Raw genomic sequence first — 22162 nt, forward strand, 5'->3', positions numbered from 1 at the left:
TGACGAGTAAAACTCTTAGAGAAGGAGCTGTTTGTAGCTCCTTTTTATTTGCCTAATCTCAGTGTTGTTAAGATGTTTTATTATCGGGTTGTTCTGAACCGAGAAGGATTGCAAGCCACTTACCCTCTTCACTGGTTTCAAGAGCAATTTTCACAACCATGGTAAGTGGCACAGAAAGCAGCATTCCCACAGTTCCGAGTAACCACCCCCAAAAGATTAACGAGAGAAACACGACTAAAGTCGATAAACCTAATCCTCGACCCATAAACCTCGGCTCAATAATATTGCCCATTAAGGTATTAATACAAATGTAACCCACAGCAACAATGCCGCTCACCAATGGTCCTTGTGTCACTAAGGCCAGTAAAACAGGCGGAACAGCTGCAATGATTGAACCTATGTTTGGAATATAGTTAAGCAAAAATGCAACTACGCCCCAAAGCACGAAGTAATCAACACCTAACGCCCATAAAAAAACGGCCGCCACGACACCTGTCGCCAATGACACCAGCGTTTTAATCGCCAAATAGCTATTGATAGAATCTAAAAATCTATCAATTTGCTGCATTTTCATCTCTGGATCGTCTAGGGCAAGATGCACTTTGTGGCCCAAGGAAGGCGCTTCAAAAAGCATGAAGACGACGATAAGCAAAATTAAAAAGCTATTTGCCATCACACCACCAAAGCCAGTTAACATATTGGTGGCCACATCGATTAGCTTATTTGGGTCTAGCATGCTAATAAGTTGTTGTTTATCCAATAAGATATTGTAGTTTGCGGCAGTACTGACCAACCAAACGAACTTTTCTTGTAAATCTTCTTTATAAGTTGGCAGCTGCTTGGAGAAATCATTGACTGATTGCCCAACAAGCCCACCAATACTTGCACCTATTAAAATCACAAGTGCGATAATCACCAGAATGGCCAGCCCTTTTGGTATTTTAAAGCGAGCCAAAAACTTGAGCATGGGATTACAGATAATCGCAATAAATGCAGCTAATATAAACGGCACGACAATCTCAGACGCAAGCTTGATACCACCTAACACTAAAAATAGCGAGGCCAAAACCACCAGCGTTTTGTTTATTCCAGTCAGTGAAGACACTGTTCACTCCTTTTGCTTTTTTACCATTCTAAAACAAACCACCTATAATGAAAATGAGTGATCTAACTCCTTGCTAAAACGTAGGTTTATTTGATTACAATAAAGAGTATTGAGAATGAATATATTTATAACAGGCGCAACAGGATTAATTGGTAAAAAGCTATGCCAATTTTTAGTACACAAACATAATCTGATTGTACTGACCCGTTCGCCTTCAAAAGCTGCAAACCTATTACCAAGTGGGGTTAGCTGCGTCACCGATACCGATGATGTCGACTTTAATGAGCTTGATGCGGTCATTAACCTTGCGGGTGAACCAATCGCCAGTGGCCGTTGGAGCAAAGAGAAAAAACAAGAGATCTACAGTAGTCGGATAAAAATCACTGAGCAAATCGTTGCGGCGATAAACACTGCGACGTCACCGCCCAAGGTGTTTATCTCAGGTAGTGCTATAGGTTTTTATGGACGCCAACCGGATAACTTAAGCATCACTGAAGATTTCAAGGATTACCATGATGAATTCTCCCATAGACTGTGCCGAGATTGGGAGGATACCGCCTTTAGAGCCGAGTCCAGCCAAACTAGAGTCTGCATATTAAGAACAGGTATCGTACTTTCAAAATCGGGAGGAGCTTTGGCAAAGATGTTACCGCCTTTTCGGTTTGGTGTGGGCGGTCCGATTGGTTCAGGAAGCCAAATGATGTCTTGGATCCATATCGACGATATGATTCAGGCGATACTGTATATCCTTAAACATGACGAGATCAGCGGCGTTATTAATGCTACAGCCCCTAACCCAGTATCAAATAAGCAATTTTCTCAAGCCTTAGCACGCGCTATCTCACGCCCTTGCCTATTTACCGTACCACCGTTTGTCCTCAAATTGGCATATGGTGAAATGTCAGAATTGCTATTGTACGGCCAATGCGTCGTACCCAAAAAACTTCTCGATGCAGGTTATCGATTCCGCCACGATCACATTGAAGGTGCCTTGAGCGCGCTTAACTTATAACTTTTGTGCAATACCTTCTTCTGGCGCTATATAGAGCTTTTCTCGCGTTAAGACTTTGTCCAGATAATGTTTGGTTTCATCATAAGGTAAACTTTTGTCTAGCGCCGCTAGTACGTTTTCTGGTGAGAGTGAATTAATGATCTTTGCCGCTTTTGTGATGGATCTCGAGTCATCAGCATTAAACACACGGGCAACATTGCCAGCACCCGTATTGTAAGCCGCAATGATGCAATACTTACGACTAAGTGGATTCTGTATTTTACTCAGGTAGCGTTTATCGAGAATATTCAGGTAAGCGGTCCCCGCTTCAATATTATTGTCCGTCACATATAAATAAGGCGCCGACATCGGTTCATCGCGATTGTACAACATACGATTCACATCAACACCCGCACTCGTCGGTACAATCTGCATCAAACCAAACGCAGGAATATGTGACTTTGCCATTGGGTTAAAGTGGCTTTCGGTATGCATAACCGCAAAAATTAAACTTGGCTCAATGTCAAAGCGCTTCGCTTGTGCATTCACTTGGCTAACATAACGTTCTGCTCGATGCTTGGAAAGTTCAGTCTGTTTGGGTAGCTTAAGCACGATTTCAGATACGACTGTTGCTTCACTTTTACCGGTATTACTTGCAGTTTCTAATAGCTTTTTAAGACGTTTTTGCTTTAACAGTTCAAGCTTTTTCTGTTGCGCTTGTTGTTGAGCCTCTGCTAATTTTGTATCTTCGCCGTCAATGATGGCCTCATCCGTCTGGCGTTCTATATAACGTTGCTGTTGTTCGAATTGGCTGTCTATTTGCTTTTTCGCTGCGATCAACGCTTTTGCACGAGCAGCGTTATCCACTTCACGTTTTGTTGTTTCACTTTGGTTTACCGCGAGCGTATCAGCATTAAATACATCAATTACTGCACGGTCTTTCGCGATAAATTCTTTATATAGGGCTTGAAGTTGAGCCTGCGATACCTTTTCATCTGCCGCATGCCTAATGCTTACGACCAGCTCATTGGCTTCAAAGTCGACAACCATTCTGGATGATAAATCATCACTGTAGGTGACAAATGCGGCTTGATCAGAAACAGTTATATCTCCCCACTGTTGGATCACGTTATCACGAAAGGCATCGTACTCTTCAAAATGCTCTTCGACATAATCAGCAAACTCACTTAATTGTTGGCGTTTATATTGCTCAAACTCGCTCAGCTCTTCATCACTAGGCTCGGAGGTTTGCCAACGTGACATTTTCTCTGACAGCTCTTCAAAAAGCTGGGCTTGACTCGCCACCGCACTTGGAATGGCACTTAACGCCATGACTAAAAATGAGTATACCGATTTGCGCATAGAGCGTTCCTTTCAAAAAATTAAAGCGTGAAACTCACGCTTTAATTAGTTAGCCTTGCAATTTCCTTCTCAAGATCTTTTTCCGCTTTGTAAGCTTTAAATTCTTGATATAAAAACTTTTCATCCTGAGGGTTTACACTGCGCTTACTTTCTTTGATCAAATCTTTGAAAAGTTCTTTAGTCTGATCAGGTGATAACGTCGTCAATGCACAGAAATAATCTTTACCAGAAATATCGATAACATCGGCCTTGACGATACGAGAGCCATTTAATGTTTGTTTAGTAAGTTGTTTGGATACAGAGCTAAAGGTTGCGCCTACCGTTGTATCATCGTTTGCATCTGTACGGTTCGCGAATGTCTTATCAAGGCCTTCGATGCGTGTTTCAATCTGTTGAGCAAGAGCAAGACGTGCATTTGCAACTGCCATTTTTTGATCGATTGAAATATTGCCCGAGTATTTCACACAATCTGCTGCCGCTATACCATCTTCGATTGTTGGATTGAGAACCCATTCTGGAATATTAACTCTTGGACTTGAAGCCGCATCGTCTTTACTTGAACTACAAGCCGATAGTATCCCTATAACGGCCACTGATATAAGTAGTTGTTTTGCTTTCATGTTGGGTTCCTTAATTGCCCTGATTACGGAATAAAATTTATCAAAAAAATCATTGATTAACAGTAATAAATTGTAAAAACGATTTTTAACAATTTAGCACTTTCAATTCAATTTTTTACTATTTAATTTATTGTTATATGATTGAACACAACAACACTGCCATTATAAGAACAAGTATGCAAGGAATGCGATTCCAAATTGATTTATATAACTTCATGATAAAACTCTTGATCTTTACGGGTTGCTTGATGCTGAGCGGCTGTAACTTGACCCCTAAAGCCAACAAGCAGGCCATAGAATACGCGGAGCAAGGAGATTTTATCTCAGCCCAACAGCGTATTGACTATGCCTATAAAAACTCATCTCGTGACGAGCTATTATATTATCTTGAATCCGGTATGTTAGCGCATTTACAACACCATTATGAATTAAGTAATCAACATCTTTCTCACGCCAAGGAAATCATTGAAGCCGCCTACACTGTCAGTATCAGCGACCAGCTTTTTTCCACTTTTACTGGTGCAAGTTACAAAAAATATACTGGCCGCGCTTTTCATAAACCCATGATCCATACATTAATGGCGCTTAATTATGTGTCGTTGGCAAACGCGTCGAAGGTAAACCGTGTTGCTTTGTATGACTCTGCACTGACAGAAATGCGCCAACTGGACTTATATCTCTCTCAATTACAGCAACAAACCGGAGGCTATGTAAGTCAACAAAAAGCTGGAAGTGATATTGAGCAAATTTTTAAAGCTATTTTTAATCAACCATTTATCAGCGGTGAACTTGAGTATAAAGACGATGCATTTGCACAGTATTTAAGTGGCGTTTTATATGAGCAACAAGGCGAGCTAGATAGTGCTCGGATCCAATATGAGCGAGCGGTGAGCGCATACAAAAATGGCTTTAGTAAACAATACAAACTAGGTCAATATGCAGGCCAACAAGCACAGCAAGATCTCAACAGAATGGTTGCAGACAAGGAAGAAAACTACTTCACATTAGTTCAAAGCTTAGGTGTATCACCGCAGCGCAAAGAGTTTAACCTTTATCTTAGACCTGATGAAGAGGCACAAGCGATAGTGATTACGCCGATTTATTGGGGGACAAAAGAAGAACGCCAAGCCCAGTTCGCATGGTTTAATTTAATGTTTGCTGATACCAGCTTGTTTGATCTCATTCAAAACTATGCAACAGGTGACTTTAGTGATGTTGTATTAGGCACTGTCACAAAACGCTTACCCCTTGGGGATAAATTATGGCAAAAAGCCGTAGACGAAGGGGTGATTGATGCACTCAAGTATGGCAGTAGAATCTCGGTTACTTACTTACAACCTCATAAAAACGATATCCAACGTGTTGCGCTTTTCGCTAACGGACAAAAACTTACAGAATTACACCCCTTTTATTCGGTAAACTTACTCACACTGTATGACACGCTAGGTAATGCCAATATGGAAATTTACACCGCTATTTCTCGAGAAGTGTTAAAAGCAGTCACAGCAAGTAAAGCGATAAAGCAAGTTGGCATCCAGCAGAACTCGCTGTTGGCAGGGCTTGCTCAGCTAACATCATCTGTCACCAACGCCATTACAGCAGCGGCAGATACTAGACAATGGCAATCTTTACCAGGTGAAATTAGAGTGGCTCGAGTGAAATTACCCGAAAATACCACCCACCTGCAATTGCAAACCCAATTAAGGACTGGCAGAGTGATTAAACAGGATATACGGCTGAATCAAACAGCACCGTTGCTTAGCCACATTCGCACCTTCACCGGTGCAGCTGAACCAGAAAAACAAAATTATTTATCATCTTTAACTAACATGGACTGAATACATGAAGCCTAAATTTGCAGTTAAATTAGTTGTCCCAATGCTCATCGCGTCTAGCGCAGCGATGACGGGTTGCTCTTCAACAACCAAAGTGAGTCGCGTGGACACCAATGAAGAAATAGCGCTTTCAGATAAATGGAATGCCAAAGACTCTCAGTTAGTTGCTGAAGCAATGATAAGCGATATGCTCGGCTTCCCTTGGGTACGTGAACACCGTGCCAAAGAAGGCACTCGACCCGCTATCATTATTCAATCTGTTCGTAACAAGTCGCATCAGCATATTGCAGTTGACACTTTTTTGAATGACCTCAAGCGCGCCATATTGCGAAGCGGGCAAGCTGACTTCGTCGCAAACCGCTATGTACGAGATGAAATTCGTGAGGAAAGGCGAGACCAAGAGCTTAATTCAAGCCTCGAAACTCGTAATGAGATCGGCCAAGAGCAAGGTGCTGATTATGCACTATCCGGCACAATTAACTCATTTGTTGATGAACAAGGTGGAAGTCGAGTCACTTTCTACCAAGTAGATCTTCGATTAATAGACATGACGACTAACCGAGAGGTGTGGAATGGACAGAAGAAGATTCAAAAACTTCAAGAGCGCAGCGGGTATGGTTTCTAAACGTCTAGTATTACCTCTGTGTATTCTACTTAGTTTATCGGCCTGTCAGTCTACTAAGCAGGCTGTTGCAAAGGAAGAAAGCTTACCCACGTGGGCTACGCAGCAGCCGAGCTCCGATTATCTAGTGTATGGCGTTGGTTCAGCGAGTCATATTGTAGATAGGACGGAAGCCAAACTTGCTGCCCAAGAAGCAGCTAGATTGGCGATTGCCAAACAATTAAATGTGGAAATTGAAGGAACGACACAAGTTGCTCAAAGCCAGGCTAATGGCGATTTTTCGTATCGAGTGGATGAGATTTTATATTCTCGAGTCCCAAGCATACAATTACAGGGGATCAATATTGAGCAGGAGTTTTACTCCTCAGAGCAAAAAACGGCCTATGCCCTTGCCTCATTTAACAAGATTGAGTCAAGGATGCACGCTGAGCTTGATATTAGACAACTTGACGAAGAGATCAGTAACGCGACTATTTCGGCACTAACCAATTCAGAAAAACTAAAAGAAGCGATGGCAATTAAGCGACTAATCGCCAAAAGACGCAAAGCAAACGAATATCACAGGCAATTAGGTGGCGGCAGCATTGCCATACCAACCTCAGTGAGCAACAAAAACAAAATGCTGAATGATTTTATTCAGTCATTAACTTTTAGTATTTCATCAAAGTTTTGGGGACAGGAGTCTATCCGCAACCAGTTAGCCGAAAGCTTGACTAAGCAAGGTCTTACTGTTGTGGGTGAAAAACAAAGTGCAGACTTTCAAATTGACTTTCGCGTAGATTTCGAAGACGTAAAGAAAAACAGCACTTATTATGTTTTTGCCAACTCGAGTTTAACACTCATGGAAAACGATAAAGAAAAGGCGCATGTTTCTGCACAAATAAAAGCAGCGTCTAGTTTTGAAAACATGGCTAAGTCTAATGCTGAAGAAAAGTCAGCAAAGATGCTAAGCAAAAAGCTGACGATGTTAATCATTGATAGCAAAATCTAAAGTAAGGCCCTTTTTTATAGGGCCTTACTTATCTCTTCCTAAAATGACTTCACCACTTTAACGCTGCTATCTGCGGCTCCCGAAGACACAAACCCAATTAGGTTAGGGTTACTCGCAACGAGTTTAAGTACCTCAGCATCATCGGCGGCTTCTTTTGGCGGTGTCCCTTTTCCAGTAAATACTAATTTTGACCAATAAGCTTTAAGTTGACTTGATGACTTATTAAGTACCTTTTCATTAAACTCATCGGTTACCGTTGAGCCATCAGCCTGAGTTATCGGAAGTGCTTTAGAGCCATCGGAGAATGATTTTGATTTACCGATAAAAATTTGCTTAATTTCATTCTCATCAAGTGTAGAAGTATTGGCAGGGTTGACAATGACATCCACGGCTAGACAACTAAAAGCGCTGCAAAGTAGAGTAAGTAAAAATAATTTTTTCATGCTTCTCTCCTTAAAATACCATGTCGATGCCAATTGTAATGGCTTTACTATCACCCGCGACCGCTAAACCAACGGAGTTATCCTCCACCTCATCATACTGAATCTTGAAAGCAGCGGAGGAATGAAAATCCCAACGTACTCCAAACGAAGTCGTTTCATGGCTTTCGGCATCCTCGCCCTCGCCTTCAAAATCTGCGTAAGATACAAATGGCGTGATATTGTCAAAACGATAGCCCAATGTCAGCATCTTGGTATCTAGATTACCGTCCAAGTCCAACCGATTTAGCTCAGATAAAATAAAGAAATTTCCCCAGTCTGCATTTACTGCTAAACCATAAAACTTACCATCTCGCTCATCACTTCCCTCCCATAAGACAGGCTCTCCAGAACGATATCGCTGGTTGGTGTAGCGCATATGGGTTAAACGCACTTCAAGCCAGTCATTACTGGTTTGAATTACGCCGCCTAGTATGTCTTTCCAGATTTCTCTAGTTGGTTCTTGAAAGAAAAACTCGCTCAACAGCTTATTGTCATCATCGTCTTCTTTACCCGCGTAAATATTCCCGCTTAATGACCAATCGCCTATACTGCCGCTGTAGAGCATATTGACGCCATTATAATTAAAAATTTGCCAGGTGTAGTTGTCCGCGGGTGCACGCATCCAAATATAGGCGTAACCCACATCATAAAAGTCGGAATAATAGAATAGTGGTAAGCGTTTTTTACCTGCTTGGAAAGTCCAATTCTCATTAATCTCATAGGACAAATAAGCCCACTCAAACTTTGCATCAAAATCATCTGCGCCGCGCGCAACAATCTGACCAGTAACGCTTAAACCTTCGGTTAGATCAGCACTAAATTGAAGACCCATCAGTGTTTCAGGTTCAAATGAGATATCCTCGTCGTAAACACTGACGATAGGATAATCGGCGAGAAATATTGGATCGTTTATTCCAAATTGTGGAACACCACTTCCGCTCAACACCTTACCAGCATTGATACTTGCGAATCCGGAAAAGTTAACCTCTGCATGCCCTGAAAAACAGGCAAGGCAAAGGGTACAACCTAAAGCTAGTTTCATCTTCATTGTGATTCATCCCAATTGCTTGTTCTACAAGTACTACATTGCAAGTATAGTTAAATTTAAAAAAATGCTAGCAAAAGCAGCAAATTGATAAAAATATTTGCAGAAAAAGGGATGAAATAGGAACAAAAAGCAGCTTACGCTGCTTTTTAACAACTAAGATTCATCGTTATAATAACGTTCAATTTGGTCCTTCAAGTTAGGCGGTACACCTTTAATCGTAAGCGTATCAGTCGCAGCATCATAAATAACCCGCTCACCCAAATGCTTCCGTTCAAAGCCAACGCTTACTCCACCGCCAAGCCCAGAAAATTTCACCATACTTGTTACTGTCTTTTTATCGACAGGAAAGCTTTCTTCCAGCTCATAGCCCTGCTCTTTATAAAAGTCTTCAAACTTCACGTCTGCAGACTTCGAAAGCGTCTCGGACAGTGTATTAACATCTGCGTCCTCACCGCTTGAAACACAGTCGTTACAGTAATCAAAAATTTCCTTGCGGATGTCGTCTTTTTCAGACTTTTCAAATTGCTGTGTAGACAAATAATCCTCAACCGCGTGTAACATAGTTTGCGATTGCTGCTTTGGATCGATCCCCTCTTCACAACCAAGAAAATCTAAAAAGAAATCAGCAACTTTTCGACCCGCACGCCCCTTAATGAAGGAAATATAACGGTTTTCTTCTGCGGCCGTATCCCAAGCATCTAAATCGATTCTCGCAGCCAATTGCATACGTGAAATATCTAAGTGTTTTGCTGCGGATAAGTCTAAGTCTGAGGTAATTGTGTAATGTTCTTTAATATTAATCAGTGCAATCATAATAAAATTGCTGGCAACATACTGATAATGACAAAACACTAAATACCCAGTTTCATGAAATGCATATTTATTAAGCTCTTCTTTAAGCACATTGGTTGCTTCTTGGGTTAAATTCCAAAAGTTAAGCTCATTATTTCTATAACTCTGCATCGCAGACGCGACCACACTGCTTTTTTCGCCGCTAAAAGCACAGAACCCTTTACCCGGTTTGCCATTGTAGGCATGATGCAATTGTTCAATGAAAACATTAACTTTGTCATTGATTTGCATTTCATCGTCACGTAGATGTATTTCGGTATCTTCGTCTTGTTTGTCTACATAGTGAACAACTAGTTTTTTTACCTCAACGCTCATCTTTGTTTTTCACGCCTCTAATGTTAAAATGTAAAAATTATTGCTTTTATAAATTGAACCAACTGATGCCTATCCAATCAAAGTATTCCAATAAACAAGTAGAAGAAATTGTTGACCAATTAGTTAATGTATTAAGCTCGCAAAACGCACCAGTTGATCTCAGCTTAATGTGTTTGGGTAATTCTATCACGCACATTCTAAAAGAACATGTTCCAGAGAGTAAGAGACAATCTGTTGCCGAAAATTTTGCCAAAGCACTTACACAATCAGTAAAGTAACGGAATGAATCTTACACCGCACAGCCCTTTTTCATCAAAAGCAAGTCAATTACTCAGCTGGGGACACTGGTTTACCTTTGCTAACATTGGCTTGGTTTTATTGATTAGCTCAGTTTATTTGTTCGCCGACAAAGCACCAAGTACCTTTGTCGGTTGGTTTTATATGCTGATCACGTGGATAAGCCATACCAGCTTTATCACTTTTTGTGCGTTTGTATTAACTATCTTTCCGCTTAGTTTAATATTCCCATACCCGCGACATATTCGCGGCATGGCTGCAATTATTGCCTCGGTTGGTATTGTGGTATTAACTGTGGATGCCTTTGTTTACCTACAACTTGGCTACCATATCAACCCAGCTTCGCTTTCCGATATTTTCGTTTTATTGTGGGAAACCTTAGTCGGATCATCCCTAGTTAATCTCATCATTACCATTGCAATGCTTGGACTGGTGCTGACTTTTGAACTACTTGCAGGCAATTATGCTTGGCGTCATTTAGCCGAGCTAAAATCCTATAAATTCCCTCGCTATGCGACTGGCACCATTGTGACCTGCTTTGCGCTCAGTCACAGCCTGCATATTTGGGCTGATGCGAATGCCTTTTTCGATATCACTAAGCAAGATAATGTATTACCCCTCTCTTATCCTACAACCGCAAAGAGCTTACTCGCCAGACACGATTTACTTGATATCGAGCAGTATGAAGAAGCGCACTCACTAAGCATTGGTGATACGCATTCAAAATACAAAGCCCCTGTAATTTCGGCGGTATGCAAAGAAAAGAAAGATACCACAGAGCAACCTATCAACGTTTATGCTTACACAGATGAGGCGCTGTTCCAAAAAACAGCAACAGCCCTTCAGAGCAACGTTAAAAATAACGTGTTCCGAATAGATTCTGTTTTACGCGCAGGAAAAAGCAGCGATGCGCTATTCAGCCTGATTTACGGTCTACCGAGTTATTATAAAGAGTCTGTCCTGCTGCAGCAGCAAGTTCCGGTATGGTCAATTAATAATGACTTAATGAGTGTTAATACTAACGGCGAGTTCTCTTTTGTGCCTTCTCATCAAGCAAGTAAATTAACAATCATTGAAGTAAGTGACGAAATTGACATTGATAGCTCAAAGCCGTTCGTGGCAATTGATATTAGTGCACAGCAAGCGACGGTATTAACCAGTTCTGCGGTAACGAACATTGAGCTGTTTGCTCAGGCTTCTGGTCTTGTACAGCCCAATGACATCACCTACACCCTGTTAAGCTCTTATCTTGGCTGCGCCCCCCTTGCTCAACAAAGTATGCTGGCATCGAACATAAAAACTCGCTCTCATGCAGAAGGCGTTAACTTTACCCAAGGTGTCTTAGTTGCCTTCAAAAAAGACAAAATCACCTTAGTCAATCAAGATGGCAGCTTCAAGCAGATGTCAGCAAAGGAAGGCTTTGTGTTAAACGGTAGTCTAGATATTCCATTTTTAATACAAAGTATTAAGACATTAAAAAAATTCACAGCCCCTGAAGCACAATAACCTTGAACAAAGTGGGATGTCATCTATGGTTAAGTAGATATTAACTGTTACAGCAAGGATGCCATATGCAATTGTATCTAAAACTACTTGTACTTATTTTTGTCTCTACTCATTGTTTCGCCACAACAACGGTAAAATACTTCAAATGCACGACCGACAGAGGCATCGTTTTTAGCCAATTTCCCTGCTCGGCCAATGCGACCCAGCATACGATAACTACATCCGATCCTAAAGCCTCAGCTCCCTCAGAACAGCACTATAAAACGCTAAATAATTTGGAACGTAACCAAATTGCGAAAAGGACAAAGCGTGCGCTCAGAGCCAAACACCATGAAAAAGCCGTGCTCAATCGCAAAAGAGATACCGCGGTTAGAGAGCAACAAGATAAGTTAACTAAACTGATGAATGAAGACAGGCGTAAAAAGGTCGTCAGACAAGTTAAAAAGGAAATAAAGGCCATTAATAAGGCACATGCTAAAGCGATTAAAAGCCTAGAGAAAGAGATTTCAAAATTAGAAAAGCAACTCAAAGAATATGAGTGATATAGCCGCTCAATTGCATGGATTGCCTTTTTGAGAATCGCACTTTAGCCAATGAGCATTCGCTATAATTATGCAAATGCCTTGACTGGTATTACCAGATGACTTTTCGCACATTACCTTGTAAAGTGAAACCACTCCGCGTGGATAATTTATGAGGGATGTAGATGCAAGCACAGCAGTTAGCAGAGCGAATTTTATCAGGTTTCCAAAACCACTATCACGCATTTGTAAAAATTACCAAACTGGCACCCATCGCTTTTGCTGCTCAAAATTGGGGAGAGATAGAACGAATAAGTAAAGCGAGGATCAGCCAATACGATAGCAAAGTTGATGAAACCGCACAAAAGTTAATACAACTCTATGGCTCGACGCAACTGGATGAATCGCTATGGTATCAAGTAAAACAGGCTTACCTTGAGCGTCTTACCTTTCACCCTCAACCAGAGCTTGCTGAAACTTTCTATAATTCAGTTTTTTGTCGCCTCTTTCACCGCCGATATTACAATAGCGATTTCATTTTTGTTGAAACCCAGCTAGCTAACGCCACGTCACTCCCTGTAGAAGCTGAGTATCGAAGTTATTTCCCAGTCGTCAATGGCCTCAAGCCCACCATAAAAAGAATTATTGAACACATTGACTTTCATTGTGAATTTGAAGATTTAGATAGAGATATTCGACTACTCGTTAAGGCGTTTCTTAAACAAGCACCTAACACGCATCATCAAGCGCATTTAATGCGCTTCGATATCCTCAGCGCACCTTTCTATCGTAATAAAGGTGCCTATATTGTCGGCCGAGTGGTATCTAAATCTGGTGTACAGCCGTTTATCATTTCGGTATTACATGCACAAACTGGGGGCTTACTGATCGATGCGCTGCTTACCAATAGCTCACAAATGCGGGTGATTTTTGGTTTTGCGCGTGCTTACTTTTTAGTAGAGACCCATGCCCCATCTGCGCTAGTTAAGTTTTTAAATCAACTCATGCCAAATAAAACAAAAGCTGAACTTTATAACGCCATCGGCTTTCATAAGCAGGGGAAAACCGAATTTTATCGTGAGTTTTTACACCACTTAGCTAATTCCGAAGAACAATTTGAAGTCGCTCCAGGTACACCCGGTATGGTGATGATGGTATTCACTCTGCCAAGCTTTCCCTATGTTTTTAAAGTGATCCGTGACCAATTTCCAGAAAGTAAGCCATTTACAAAGACAACCGTTTTAGAGCGCTATCAACTGGTAAAACGCCACGATCGCGTAGGTAGAATGGCAGATACGATTGAATATTCCGATGTAGTGATCCCACTTGCACGTATTTCACCTGCCCTTTATCAGCTGTTGCTGGATTCTATCTCTCAAAGTATACGTATTGAGGGAGACAATATGGTGATAAAGCACTTGTATATTGAGCGCCGCATGACACCGCTCAACCTCTTTGTACAGCAAGCCGATGAAGAAACGTGCGAGCAAGTCATTAGAGATTATGGCTATGCGCTCAAAGAGATGCTCGCTGTAAACATTTTTCCAGGTGACATGCTGTTAAAAAACTTTGGCGTGAGTAAACACCATAGAGTTATCTTCTATGACTATGATGAGGTGCAATATCTCACGGAAATGAACTTTAGAGCGCTGCCAAAACAAGGGCTCGATAATATGTACGACTCTGGCGATATTTCCAGTGCACCGCAAGACGTCTTTCCTGAACAGTTGTGTACATTTGTTCTGACAAATCCTACACTAAAGGAAATGTTTCTGCGCCATCATGCTGATTTGGCTGAGGTGTTGTTTTGGCAGCAAGCACAACGAGATATTCGTGAGAAAGTCGTAAGACATATTTACCCTTATCCACATGATAATCGCTTTCTCCAAGATGCCAAAAAAGAAGAATAATATAAAGGAAAACTGAGTGAACATTAGTAAAATTGACCTTAACCTGCTGGTTTACCTCGATACCTTACTTCGAGAATGCAATGTAACACGCGCCGCAAATCAATTAAGTATTACCCAACCGGCAATGAGTAACGGTCTTAAGCGTCTCAGAAACCTCTTTAATGACCCTATTTTAGTACGCACCAGTGAAGGCATGGTGCCAACAGAGCGCGCGCTTGAGCTGCAACCTGTGATCCGCGGCATACTCATGACTTTGGAAGAAACCTTAGCCCCTAACAGGGAGTTTGAGGCAGCGAGTAGTAATCGAGTATTTAGGATTATGGCCAGCGACTATGCTGCAAGTACGCTTGCGCCAAAACTTCTAACTAAACTTCATGAAGAAGCCCCAGATACAACCCTTGATATTCTCACGCCGAGTGATGTTACTTTTCATGATGTAGAAAATGGCAAGGTAGACATGGCAATTAACCGCTTCGAAAATCTACCGCAATCGTTTCACCACAAACGAATTTGGAAGGATAGTTTTTGCTGTCTGGTGAAATCCGATAACCCCGTTATTACCAACTTTACGCTTGATGCCTATTTAAAATCTCGCCATATTTGGGTCAGTAAAACAGGATTTGGTGTTGGGGTCGGAATGGATCCTGCAGATGTACAGAAGCTTGGCTGGGTTGACGAAGCGCTTGCACACTTTGGAAAACACAGAAACATCGCGACATTTACACGTAATTATCATGTTGCAATTCATTTAGCAAAAGAGCAGAACTTAATCGCAACATTGCCGTCAAAAGCCGCGAATATCTATCGTGATGATCCGACCTTAGCAGTTCTGGAGCCGCCATTCCCTATTCCGCCGTTTGAGTTAGATATGATTTGGAGCCCGCTATTACATCGCGATGCGAGCCATATTTGGTTGAGACAAAAAATTGCCGAGGTAGCTGAAGAGCTAGCATAGCGATATACCTAAGCTTTGCTTAGGTGCGCTTTTTGAAATTGGTATCGCCAGCTAATTGAACTATCCTTTTATCTATATGCATAAAAGGTGCAAGATAGCATGGCGAAATTCTCTTATAGAGCAACGGTTGATAGTAAAGAGAAACTTATCCACGCAGCCGCATACGGGGAATGCGTGGAAGCCAATATTATCGAGATGTACAAAAATTTAGGGCTTGCACTTAAATCGAATCAGCTAAAGAGTTTAGTTATCGACGTATCTCAATTACATATCACCTACGATTACCCAAGCGTCCTAACCGTTTTACAAAAACTCAATCAATTTGTCGATGGGATCACTCTTGCTCGAGTTATCTCCCCCTCAGACACCAAAAGTGGATTAATTGAAGCATTTGCTGACAAGCACGGTTTAACGATTAAGAACTTCGAGAACTACAACGACGCAGTGGCTTGGGTACATACTGTGAATCCAAAAAATAATTAAGAATATTCAGAATAAAGTCATGATATTAGTGATATTATTTGCCGTTGGTCAATAACAAATGGCCAACCATAAGTAATACCAATTGAATTAATTCTCTAATCAATTTGAAGGGTGAAATAGCATATTAGCTTCGTTAAAAATTTCTCATTTAGAACAACTAAATAGCAAAATTTTTGCCTTGCTACTAAAGCTATTTCCCCGCTTCAAGATAGATCATTTACTTAATACAACTGGTATAATTTGTGAACAACCTTTATTTCATAATAGGGAACTATGGAACACTATATCTCAACGTTCATTTTTTTCTTTGCGGTCATCGACCCCATTGGCACTATACCGGTATTTATCGCAACTACCACAGGCTTTGATATTGCGACAAAACGAAAGATAGCGGTTAAAGCCACACTGGTTGCAGCCATTGTATTGCTGTTTTTTATTATTGCAGGTGAAATCATTTTAAACGCAATTGGTATTCCCCTACCTGCATTCGCGATTGCCGGTGGCATCGTACTGTTCATCTTTGCCATGACAATGATTTTTGGCGAGGGTAAGCCAAGTGAAGAAATTAAGTTAGACAATAAAGCATCCGACATCGCTATTTTCCCTTTAGCAATGCCTTCTATCGCAAGCCCTGGAGCTATGTTGGCAGCTGTTTTGCTTACCAAAAACAGTGAAAATAATGTATTTGAACAACTCCAAACCTCGATTATTATGCTCAGCGTATTGGCTATCGTGTTGATATTTCTACTAGTTGCGACAAAAATTCACCAATGGATTGGTGATAGTGGCGCAAGTATCGTCAGCCGCGTAATGGGACTTATCTTAGCTTCCGTTGCAGTATCTAGTGTATTGGCAGGTATTAAAGAGTATTTTATGTTGTGATAGAGAGTAACGAGAGGGTTAGCCCTCTCTTTCGATGTCATTGTTTCAAAATAAATTTCTTCACCGCTTTATTATGTTCAGTCAGTGTTTTCGAAAAGTGATGTCCACCATCTCCTGATGCAACAAAGTAAAAGTATTCGGTTGTTGCTGGATTAAGTGCCGCATGGATAGCAGCACGAGACGGCATTGCAATGGGTGTCGGTGGCAAGCCATCAATTCGATAAGTGTTATATGGCGTCTTTTCACGGATATCTTCACGTTTAATGTCGCCATCAAAGTGCTCACCAATACCATAAATAATGGTTGGATCTGTCTGTAAACGCATGCCCTTACGTAAGCGATTGATAAAAACGGAGGCTACTTTATCTCTTTCTGCAACTACGCCCGTTTCTTTCTCAATAATCGAAGCCAAGATCAAGGCTTCATAAGGCGTGTTTAAAGGAAGATCAGGAATTCTATTTTGCCATTCCTTTTCAAGCACACTCTGCATTTTGGTATGAGCACGTTTAAGTAAGCGCAGCGCTGAGTCATTTCCATGATAGTGGTAGGTATCGGGGTACAACCACCCTTCAGCTGAACTTTGCGATATATTCAGTTGTGCTGTCAGCTTATCAATATCTTGCGTTAAGTAGGGGGCGCTGAGGAGCTTATTTTTGACTGCCCAAATGGGCATCCCTTCAATGATTGTAAAGCTAAAGTTGTGTTGATCCCCGCGACTAATCTTGCTGATGGCATCTAGTACAGTTAGCCCTTTAAGATCGTAAAAACCCGCTTGTAACGCGAATAATTTAGGCTCTACCTTACTATAAAGTTGGTAAGGAAAGCAGCTAGATAACGCCCCGCTACGCTGCCATAGATGACATAGCTGATTAAATGTTTGCCCAGCCTTTATCTCAACTAATGCCTCAGAGATATTAAGTGGTTCAAATTTAAACTTATTTATTTGTTGAGATAACCACCATGACGCTGCTGCTATCAAAAATGCGACTATGATAAACAGTTTTTTCATTTATATTACTTCCCTAAAAATCGCCTTTTCAAATCATGTAAGTCGGCGATATCGAAATGTTTATTCTCAATTCTTACTACGGGTACCAACTGCATTAAACTATTACAAATAAAGACACCATCAGCTGCTTTTAACTCGTCAAAAGCAATATTTTTAACCCTAATATCGTGCTTACTTTCAAGTGCGGTTAAAAACACACCTTTAATGCCTGAGCCACTAAGATCTGGCGTATATAGATTGTGTTCTTTAATCATGATGATATTTGCCGCTGACGCTTCAATCACCCTATCATTGATATCCGTCACAATGACATCGTCGCAAACCAATGTCTGTGCATCTTGTTTAATAAGTACTTGTTCTAACCGATTCAGTGTCTTTAATCCGGCTAATAACGGCTGAATACCCAGTTTAACTCGGCTTAATGCGACCTCAATCCCATTCTGCTGCCAAGTTGTATAGTGTGAAGGAAAAGGTAACACCTGAATACTCACACTCGGCTGAGGCGTCTCAGGAGCTTGGTAACCTCGCCCCCCATCCCCTCGAGTAATAAGGATCTTCAGCACCGCTTCGATTTTATCTTTAACTTGCTCTTGAACCAAAAACTCGATTTCGTCTAGTCGTAACTCAGGAAAGCCCAAGCGCTGCTGACATACAACAAGTCGCTTCCTATGAAGTGGCCACAAATCAACATTTCCATCACGGACTAACGCAGTGGTAAAAAAGCCATCACCATAGGCCAATCCTCTGTCAGTGTTAGAAAAAAGCTGTTGATTATCCACATCACTTTCCTTTTTAAGGGTTTCCAAAACATAAAAAAACTCGGCAATGCCGAGCTTTTTTATCATAACCTACTTTGCTATCAATTTACTAAGGCTGATCTACACCTTTTTAAATAGCAATGAACCGTTTGTTCCACCGAAACCAAACGAGTTACACAAAGTGTACTCCAGTTTCGCATCACGAGCAGTATGAGGCACATAATCTAAATCACAGCCTTCATCTGGGTTATCCAAGTTAATGGTCGGCGTTACTTTTTGGTCTTGCAGCGCAAGAATCGAAATAATAGATTCAACTGAACCCGCGGCACCAAGTAAGTGACCCATCATTGATTTAGACGAGCTCACCATCACATCTTTTGCCGCAGAACCAAACACCGACTTAACAGCATGCGTCTCTGCAACGTCACCCGCTGGAGTAGAAGTGCCGTGTGCGTTGATATAGCCAACCTGCTCTGCATTGATCCCTGCGTCGTTCAATGCATTAACCATGGCCTGTGCAGCGCCAGCACCATTTTCTGGTGGTGATGTCATGTGGTATGCATCACCACTCATACCAAAGCCAACTAGTTCAGCGTAGATCTTCGCACCGCGTGCTTTCGCATGCTCATACTCTTCTAGTACGATCACACCGGCTCCATCAGCTAGCACAAAACCGTCACGGTCTTTATCCCAAGGGCGAGAAGCCGCTTGCGGATCATCGTTACGCGTAGAAAGCGCACGAGCCGCGCTAAAACCGCCCATACCAATTGGGGTTGACGCTTTTTCAGCACCACCGGCTACCATCGCATCTGCATCGCCGTATGCAATCATACGGGCCGCATGACCAATATTATGAAGGCCAGTTGTACATGCAGTCACAATCGAAATATTTGGACCTCTCAAGCCATGCATGATGGACAAGTGACCAGAGATCATATTGATAATGGTAGAAGGAACGTAAAACGGAGAAAGCTTGCGTGGACCGCTATTTAATAGCTTGACGTGGTTTTCTTCAATTAGCGTCAAGCCACCGATACCAGAGCCGATGGCTACACCAACTCTAGCGGCATTCTCTTCGTTAACTTCAAGACCTGAGTCTTTTAAAGCCTGTACACCTGCAGCGATACCATACTGGATGAAGACATCCATTTTTTTAGCATCTTTAGGGGAAATGTACTCAGTGACATCAAAGTCGTTAACTAAACCAGCAAACTTAGTTCCGAAACCTTCTGTGTCAAAATGCGTGATATTGCGAATGCCACTACGGCCTTCTAATAAGCCCTGCCAGGTAGATGCAACATCATTACCCAGCGGCGTCAACATACCTAAGCCAGTTACTACGACTCGACGTTTAGCCACGGTGTCCTCCAAAAAGGGATTATTATAATAATTGGGGGGTCTAGAAAGAGTTAGGGCAGCGAGTGCTGCCCTAATAGAAAAGCTAGTTACTCAGCGTGAGCAGTAACGTAGTCGATAGCTGCCTGAACAGTAGTGATTTTCTCAGCTTCTTCATCAGGGATCTCTGTATCGAACTCTTCTTCTAGCGCCATTACAAGCTCAACAGTGTCTAGAGAGTCAGCACCTAAATCATCAACGAAAGACGCTTCTGATTTAACTTCTTCTTCTTTAACACCTAGTTGTTCAACAATAATTTTCTTTACGCGTTCTTGGATGTCGCTCATTCTTCTTTCCTTTATTTAAACGCTACTGCGTTAATTTTCAGATTGCGGCGCAGTTTACGACGCATCATTCTGGGATTCAAGGATTGACCCGTACTTTTTTTTCTGGTCAAACCTGTTACAAAGCTTTTGATCTTTTTATCGCCTATTTTCGCGACGATTTCAAGTACGTTGTCGACAAGATCACAAAAATTTCAATTGATTTGTGATCTTAGCGGGTTAAACCATGTACATCGCACCATTTACGTGCAAAGTTTCACCAGAAACATAAGCTGCCGCATCTGATGCTAAATAAACCACAGCCGCTGCGATTTCTTCAGGCTGACCTAAACGACCTGCTGGTACATTTGCCAAAGTCGCTGCTTTTTGCTCATCAGTTAGCTCATCCGTCATGTCTGTCTGAATGAAGCCAGGTGCTACAGTATTTACCGTAATACCACGAGATGCAACCTCACGCGCCAATGATTTTGTAAAACCAATTACACCCGCTTTTGCAGCAGCATAGTTAGCTTGACCCGCATTACCCATAGTGCCCACTACTGAGCCAATGTTAATGATACGGCCATTTTTCTTCTTCATCATTGGACGAAGTACCGCTTTTGATAAGCGGAAAATGGATGACAAGTTAGTATCGATGATGTCATCCCACTCTTGATCTTTCATGCGCATCAGCAAGTTATCGCGTGTGATACCAGCATTGTTTACCAACACATCAATATCACCTAAATCTGCTTTGATTGCATCCAAAGTTGCTGTGATTGAGTCGGCATCTGTCACGTTTAGCGCATAACCTTTACCATTTTCGCCTAGATACTCTGAGATACGCTCTGCACCAGACTCACTCGTTGCTGTACCCGCAACTTTTGCACCTTGCGCTACTAAGGCGTTAGCGATTGCTTTACCAATACCACGGCTAGCACCCGTTACTAGTACAACTTTTCCTTCTAAAGAAAATAAATTACTCATAATGCTCTCGTTATTATTCTGCTGCAGCAATGGCAGCTAAATCATTTACCGACACACACGACACTGAGCGGTCGATGCGTTTCACAAGACCCGAAATCACTTTACCAGGGCCGAACTCAAAAGTTGTTGTAACACCTTCTTTCGCAACCGCTTGTACAGTTTCAGTCCATCTTACTGGACTATAAAGCTGACGAATAAGCGCATCTTTTATTGCTGCAGCATCTTTTGCAACAGCAACGTCAACATTGTTGATCACATCAAACTTTGGCTCTGAAAATGCAAGTGCTTCAAGATCTTTGGCTAATTTATCAGCCGCAGGTTTCATTAATGCACAATGAGATGGAACGCTGACTGCAAGCGGTAATGCGCGCTTAGCTCCTGCTTCTTTACACGCTTCAGAGGCTCGATTTACGGCTTCAACGTGACCCGCAATCACCACTTGACCTGGTGAGTTGTAGTTTACCGGCGAAACAACGTCGCCCTGTGCAGATTCGGCACACACCTTGGCAATCACGTCATCATCTAAACCAATAATTGCCGCCATTGAACCCGTACCAGCGGGAACCGCTTCTTGCATGTATAAACCACGTTTTTCCACTAATTTAACGGCATCTGCAAGGGTTAATACTTCTGCACATACCAATGCAGAGTACTCACCTAGACTATGGCCTGCTAGTGTCAGTTCAGCTTCAACACCTTTATCTTGCCACGCTCTAAAGATAGCAACACTTGCGGTTAATAATGCCGGTTGAGTACGGTGCGTTTGGTTTAATTCTTCTTCAGGACCGTTTAGCACAAGTTCGGCTAAATCGTAGCCTAGTGCTTCTGACGCTTCAGCGAAAGTCGCTTTAACGATATCAGAAGATGCTAATAATTCAGATAACATGCCCACGCTTTGTGAGCCCTGTCCTGGGAAAAATAATGCGATTTTTTGTGACATATTGTGCTCTTATTTTCTCTGTTGTCGCCACGT

General features: G+C 41.8%; 23 protein-coding genes. 11 read left to right on the forward strand and 12 right to left on the reverse strand.

Annotated elements, in window-relative coordinates; genetic code table 11:
- Positions 1–67: 67 nt before the first annotated feature.
- Positions 68–1105 carry an AI-2E family transporter gene (locus NO992_RS03980; protein WP_017219139.1) on the reverse strand — a complete coding sequence of 346 codons (1038 nt, stop codon included), beginning with the start codon at positions 1103–1105 and terminating at the stop codon, positions 68–70.
- Between the two features lie 115 nt (positions 1106–1220).
- Between NO992_RS03980 and NO992_RS03985 the strand changes: the two genes are divergently transcribed.
- Complete coding sequence (locus NO992_RS03985; RefSeq protein ID WP_371374551.1) at positions 1221–2117, forward strand: TIGR01777 family oxidoreductase; 897 nt, start codon at positions 1221–1223, stop codon at positions 2115–2117.
- Here NO992_RS03985 and NO992_RS03990 read toward each other — a convergent pair.
- Positions 2112–3458, reverse strand: coding sequence for a murein transglycosylase domain-containing protein (locus NO992_RS03990; RefSeq protein WP_371374554.1), 1347 nt, complete (start codon positions 3456–3458; stop codon positions 2112–2114). The genes NO992_RS03985 and NO992_RS03990 overlap by 6 nt on opposite strands.
- Positions 3459–3499: 41 nt before the next feature.
- The gene (locus NO992_RS03995; protein ID WP_017219136.1) at positions 3500–4078 is read right to left on the reverse strand and encodes an LPP20 family lipoprotein; all 579 of its coding nucleotides are present in this window, start codon (positions 4076–4078) and stop codon (positions 3500–3502) included.
- 176 nt (positions 4079–4254) lie between these two features.
- On the opposite strand from NO992_RS03995, the gene NO992_RS04000 reads away from it, so the two are divergent.
- Genes NO992_RS04000 through NO992_RS04010 form a run of 3 tightly spaced genes read left to right on the forward strand, consistent with a single transcriptional unit; the run spans position 4255 to position 7526 of the window.
- Positions 4255–5916, forward strand: coding sequence for a hypothetical protein (locus tag NO992_RS04000; protein ID WP_371374557.1), 1662 nt, complete (start codon positions 4255–4257; stop codon positions 5914–5916).
- 4 nt (positions 5917–5920) lie between these two features.
- On the forward strand, positions 5921–6538 hold the full coding sequence (locus NO992_RS04005; protein WP_017219134.1) for a penicillin-binding protein activator LpoB: 618 nt from the start codon (positions 5921–5923) through the stop codon (positions 6536–6538).
- Positions 6486–7526, forward strand: coding sequence for a hypothetical protein (locus NO992_RS04010; RefSeq protein ID WP_248694158.1), 1041 nt, complete (start codon positions 6486–6488; stop codon positions 7524–7526). Before NO992_RS04005 ends, NO992_RS04010 begins: the two co-directional genes overlap by 53 nt.
- A 38-nt stretch (positions 7527–7564) precedes the next feature.
- Here NO992_RS04010 and NO992_RS04015 read toward each other — a convergent pair whose 3' ends face one another.
- The 3 genes from NO992_RS04015 to yejK all read right to left on the reverse strand — a co-directional run bounded on the left by NO992_RS04015 (position 7565) and on the right by yejK (position 10223).
- Positions 7565–7969 carry a phosphate ABC transporter substrate-binding protein gene (locus tag NO992_RS04015; RefSeq protein WP_010374038.1) on the reverse strand — a complete coding sequence of 135 codons (405 nt, stop codon included), beginning with the start codon at positions 7967–7969 and terminating at the stop codon, positions 7565–7567.
- Positions 7970–7979: 10 nt separating this feature from the next.
- Positions 7980–9056, reverse strand: coding sequence for a porin (locus NO992_RS04020; RefSeq protein WP_010374037.1), 1077 nt, complete (start codon positions 9054–9056; stop codon positions 7980–7982).
- A gap of 153 nt (positions 9057–9209) precedes the next feature.
- On the reverse strand, positions 9210–10223 hold the full coding sequence (gene yejK, locus NO992_RS04025; protein ID WP_017219131.1) for a nucleoid-associated protein YejK: 1014 nt from the start codon (positions 10221–10223) through the stop codon (positions 9210–9212).
- A 65-nt stretch (positions 10224–10288) separates the two neighbouring features.
- Between yejK and NO992_RS04030 the strand changes: the two genes are divergently transcribed.
- From NO992_RS04030 to NO992_RS04060, 7 genes are all read left to right on the forward strand, one after another.
- The gene (locus NO992_RS04030) at positions 10289–10501 is read left to right on the forward strand and encodes a DUF1414 domain-containing protein (protein WP_010374035.1); all 213 of its coding nucleotides are present in this window, start codon (positions 10289–10291) and stop codon (positions 10499–10501) included.
- Positions 10502–10505: 4 nt separating this feature from the next.
- A complete protein-coding gene (locus NO992_RS04035) occupies positions 10506–12026 on the forward strand; it encodes a DUF3413 domain-containing protein (protein ID WP_305776279.1) in 1521 nt (506 codons plus the stop codon).
- A 65-nt stretch (positions 12027–12091) separates the two neighbouring features.
- Positions 12092–12568, forward strand: a complete 477-nt coding sequence (locus tag NO992_RS04040) for a hypothetical protein (RefSeq protein WP_010374033.1) — start codon at positions 12092–12094, stop codon at positions 12566–12568.
- 164 nt (positions 12569–12732) lie between these two features.
- Positions 12733–14457: a bifunctional isocitrate dehydrogenase kinase/phosphatase gene (gene aceK, locus NO992_RS04045; RefSeq protein ID WP_017219129.1), complete on the forward strand. Its 1725-nt coding sequence runs from the start codon at positions 12733–12735 to the stop codon at positions 14455–14457.
- A 16-nt stretch (positions 14458–14473) separates the two neighbouring features.
- A complete protein-coding gene (locus NO992_RS04050; protein ID WP_010374031.1) occupies positions 14474–15412 on the forward strand; it encodes a LysR family transcriptional regulator in 939 nt (312 codons plus the stop codon).
- 99 nt (positions 15413–15511) lie between these two features.
- Complete coding sequence (locus NO992_RS04055; protein ID WP_017219128.1) at positions 15512–15895, forward strand: hypothetical protein; 384 nt, start codon at positions 15512–15514, stop codon at positions 15893–15895.
- Positions 15896–16168: 273 nt separating this feature from the next.
- Positions 16169–16777, forward strand: a complete 609-nt coding sequence (locus NO992_RS04060; protein ID WP_045963896.1) for a MarC family protein — start codon at positions 16169–16171, stop codon at positions 16775–16777.
- 37 nt (positions 16778–16814) lie between these two features.
- Here the strand turns inward: NO992_RS04060 and mltG are convergent, their stop codons facing one another.
- From mltG to fabD, 6 genes are all read right to left on the reverse strand, one after another.
- Positions 16815–17786, reverse strand: a complete 972-nt coding sequence (gene mltG, locus NO992_RS04065; protein ID WP_371374568.1) for an endolytic transglycosylase MltG — start codon at positions 17784–17786, stop codon at positions 16815–16817.
- A 5-nt stretch (positions 17787–17791) separates the two neighbouring features.
- Positions 17792–18631 carry an aminodeoxychorismate lyase gene (gene pabC, locus NO992_RS04070; RefSeq protein ID WP_371374571.1) on the reverse strand — a complete coding sequence of 280 codons (840 nt, stop codon included), beginning with the start codon at positions 18629–18631 and terminating at the stop codon, positions 17792–17794.
- A gap of 33 nt (positions 18632–18664) precedes the next feature.
- Positions 18665–19903, reverse strand: coding sequence for a beta-ketoacyl-ACP synthase II (gene fabF, locus NO992_RS04075; protein ID WP_010374022.1), 1239 nt, complete (start codon positions 19901–19903; stop codon positions 18665–18667).
- Positions 19904–19989: 86 nt separating this feature from the next.
- Complete coding sequence (gene acpP, locus NO992_RS04080; RefSeq protein ID WP_010374019.1) at positions 19990–20226, reverse strand: acyl carrier protein; 237 nt, start codon at positions 20224–20226, stop codon at positions 19990–19992.
- Between the two features lie 216 nt (positions 20227–20442).
- Complete coding sequence (gene fabG, locus NO992_RS04085) at positions 20443–21189, reverse strand: 3-oxoacyl-ACP reductase FabG (RefSeq protein WP_017219124.1); 747 nt, start codon at positions 21187–21189, stop codon at positions 20443–20445.
- A gap of 13 nt (positions 21190–21202) precedes the next feature.
- Entirely contained in the window at positions 21203–22129 is a 927-nt protein-coding gene (gene fabD / locus NO992_RS04090) for an ACP S-malonyltransferase (RefSeq protein WP_010374013.1), read from the reverse strand.
- Between the last annotated feature and the right edge of the window lie 33 nt (positions 22130–22162).

Source organism: Pseudoalteromonas sp. DY56-GL79, assembly GCF_041414765.1.
In the GTDB taxonomy this organism is placed as follows: domain Bacteria; phylum Pseudomonadota; class Gammaproteobacteria; order Enterobacterales; family Alteromonadaceae; genus Pseudoalteromonas; species Pseudoalteromonas piscicida.

Excerpts from the sequence above, each read along its gene's own strand:
- NO992_RS03985 (WP_371374551.1), top strand. The coding sequence starts at position 1,221 with ATGAATATATTTATAACAGGCGCAACAGGATTAATTGGTAAAAAGCTA.
- NO992_RS03990 (WP_371374554.1), bottom strand. The coding sequence starts at position 3,458 with ATGCGCAAATCGGTATACTCATTTTTAGTCATGGCGTTAAGTGCCATT.
- NO992_RS03995 (WP_017219136.1), bottom strand. The coding sequence starts at position 4,078 with ATGAAAGCAAAACAACTACTTATATCAGTGGCCGTTATAGGGATACTA.
- NO992_RS04000 (WP_371374557.1), top strand. The coding sequence starts at position 4,255 with ATGCAAGGAATGCGATTCCAAATTGATTTATATAACTTCATGATAAAA.
- NO992_RS04005 (WP_017219134.1), top strand. The coding sequence starts at position 5,921 with ATGAAGCCTAAATTTGCAGTTAAATTAGTTGTCCCAATGCTCATCGCG.
- NO992_RS04010 (WP_248694158.1), top strand. The coding sequence starts at position 6,486 with ATGGACAGAAGAAGATTCAAAAACTTCAAGAGCGCAGCGGGTATGGTT.
- NO992_RS04015 (WP_010374038.1), bottom strand. The coding sequence starts at position 7,969 with ATGAAAAAATTATTTTTACTTACTCTACTTTGCAGCGCTTTTAGTTGT.
- NO992_RS04020 (WP_010374037.1), bottom strand. The coding sequence starts at position 9,056 with ATGAAGATGAAACTAGCTTTAGGTTGTACCCTTTGCCTTGCCTGTTTT.
- yejK (WP_017219131.1), bottom strand. The coding sequence starts at position 10,223 with ATGAGCGTTGAGGTAAAAAAACTAGTTGTTCACTATGTAGACAAACAA.
- NO992_RS04030 (WP_010374035.1), top strand. The coding sequence starts at position 10,289 with ATGCCTATCCAATCAAAGTATTCCAATAAACAAGTAGAAGAAATTGTT.
- NO992_RS04035 (WP_305776279.1), top strand. The coding sequence starts at position 10,506 with ATGAATCTTACACCGCACAGCCCTTTTTCATCAAAAGCAAGTCAATTA.
- NO992_RS04040 (WP_010374033.1), top strand. The coding sequence starts at position 12,092 with ATGCAATTGTATCTAAAACTACTTGTACTTATTTTTGTCTCTACTCAT.
- aceK (WP_017219129.1), top strand. The coding sequence starts at position 12,733 with ATGCAAGCACAGCAGTTAGCAGAGCGAATTTTATCAGGTTTCCAAAAC.
- NO992_RS04055 (WP_017219128.1), top strand. The coding sequence starts at position 15,512 with ATGGCGAAATTCTCTTATAGAGCAACGGTTGATAGTAAAGAGAAACTT.
- NO992_RS04060 (WP_045963896.1), top strand. The coding sequence starts at position 16,169 with ATGGAACACTATATCTCAACGTTCATTTTTTTCTTTGCGGTCATCGAC.
- mltG (WP_371374568.1), bottom strand. The coding sequence starts at position 17,786 with ATGAAAAAACTGTTTATCATAGTCGCATTTTTGATAGCAGCAGCGTCA.
- pabC (WP_371374571.1), bottom strand. The coding sequence starts at position 18,631 with ATGATAAAAAAGCTCGGCATTGCCGAGTTTTTTTATGTTTTGGAAACC.
- acpP (WP_010374019.1), bottom strand. The coding sequence starts at position 20,226 with ATGAGCGACATCCAAGAACGCGTAAAGAAAATTATTGTTGAACAACTA.
- fabG (WP_017219124.1), bottom strand. The coding sequence starts at position 21,189 with ATGAGTAATTTATTTTCTTTAGAAGGAAAAGTTGTACTAGTAACGGGT.
- fabD (WP_010374013.1), bottom strand. The coding sequence starts at position 22,129 with ATGTCACAAAAAATCGCATTATTTTTCCCAGGACAGGGCTCACAAAGC.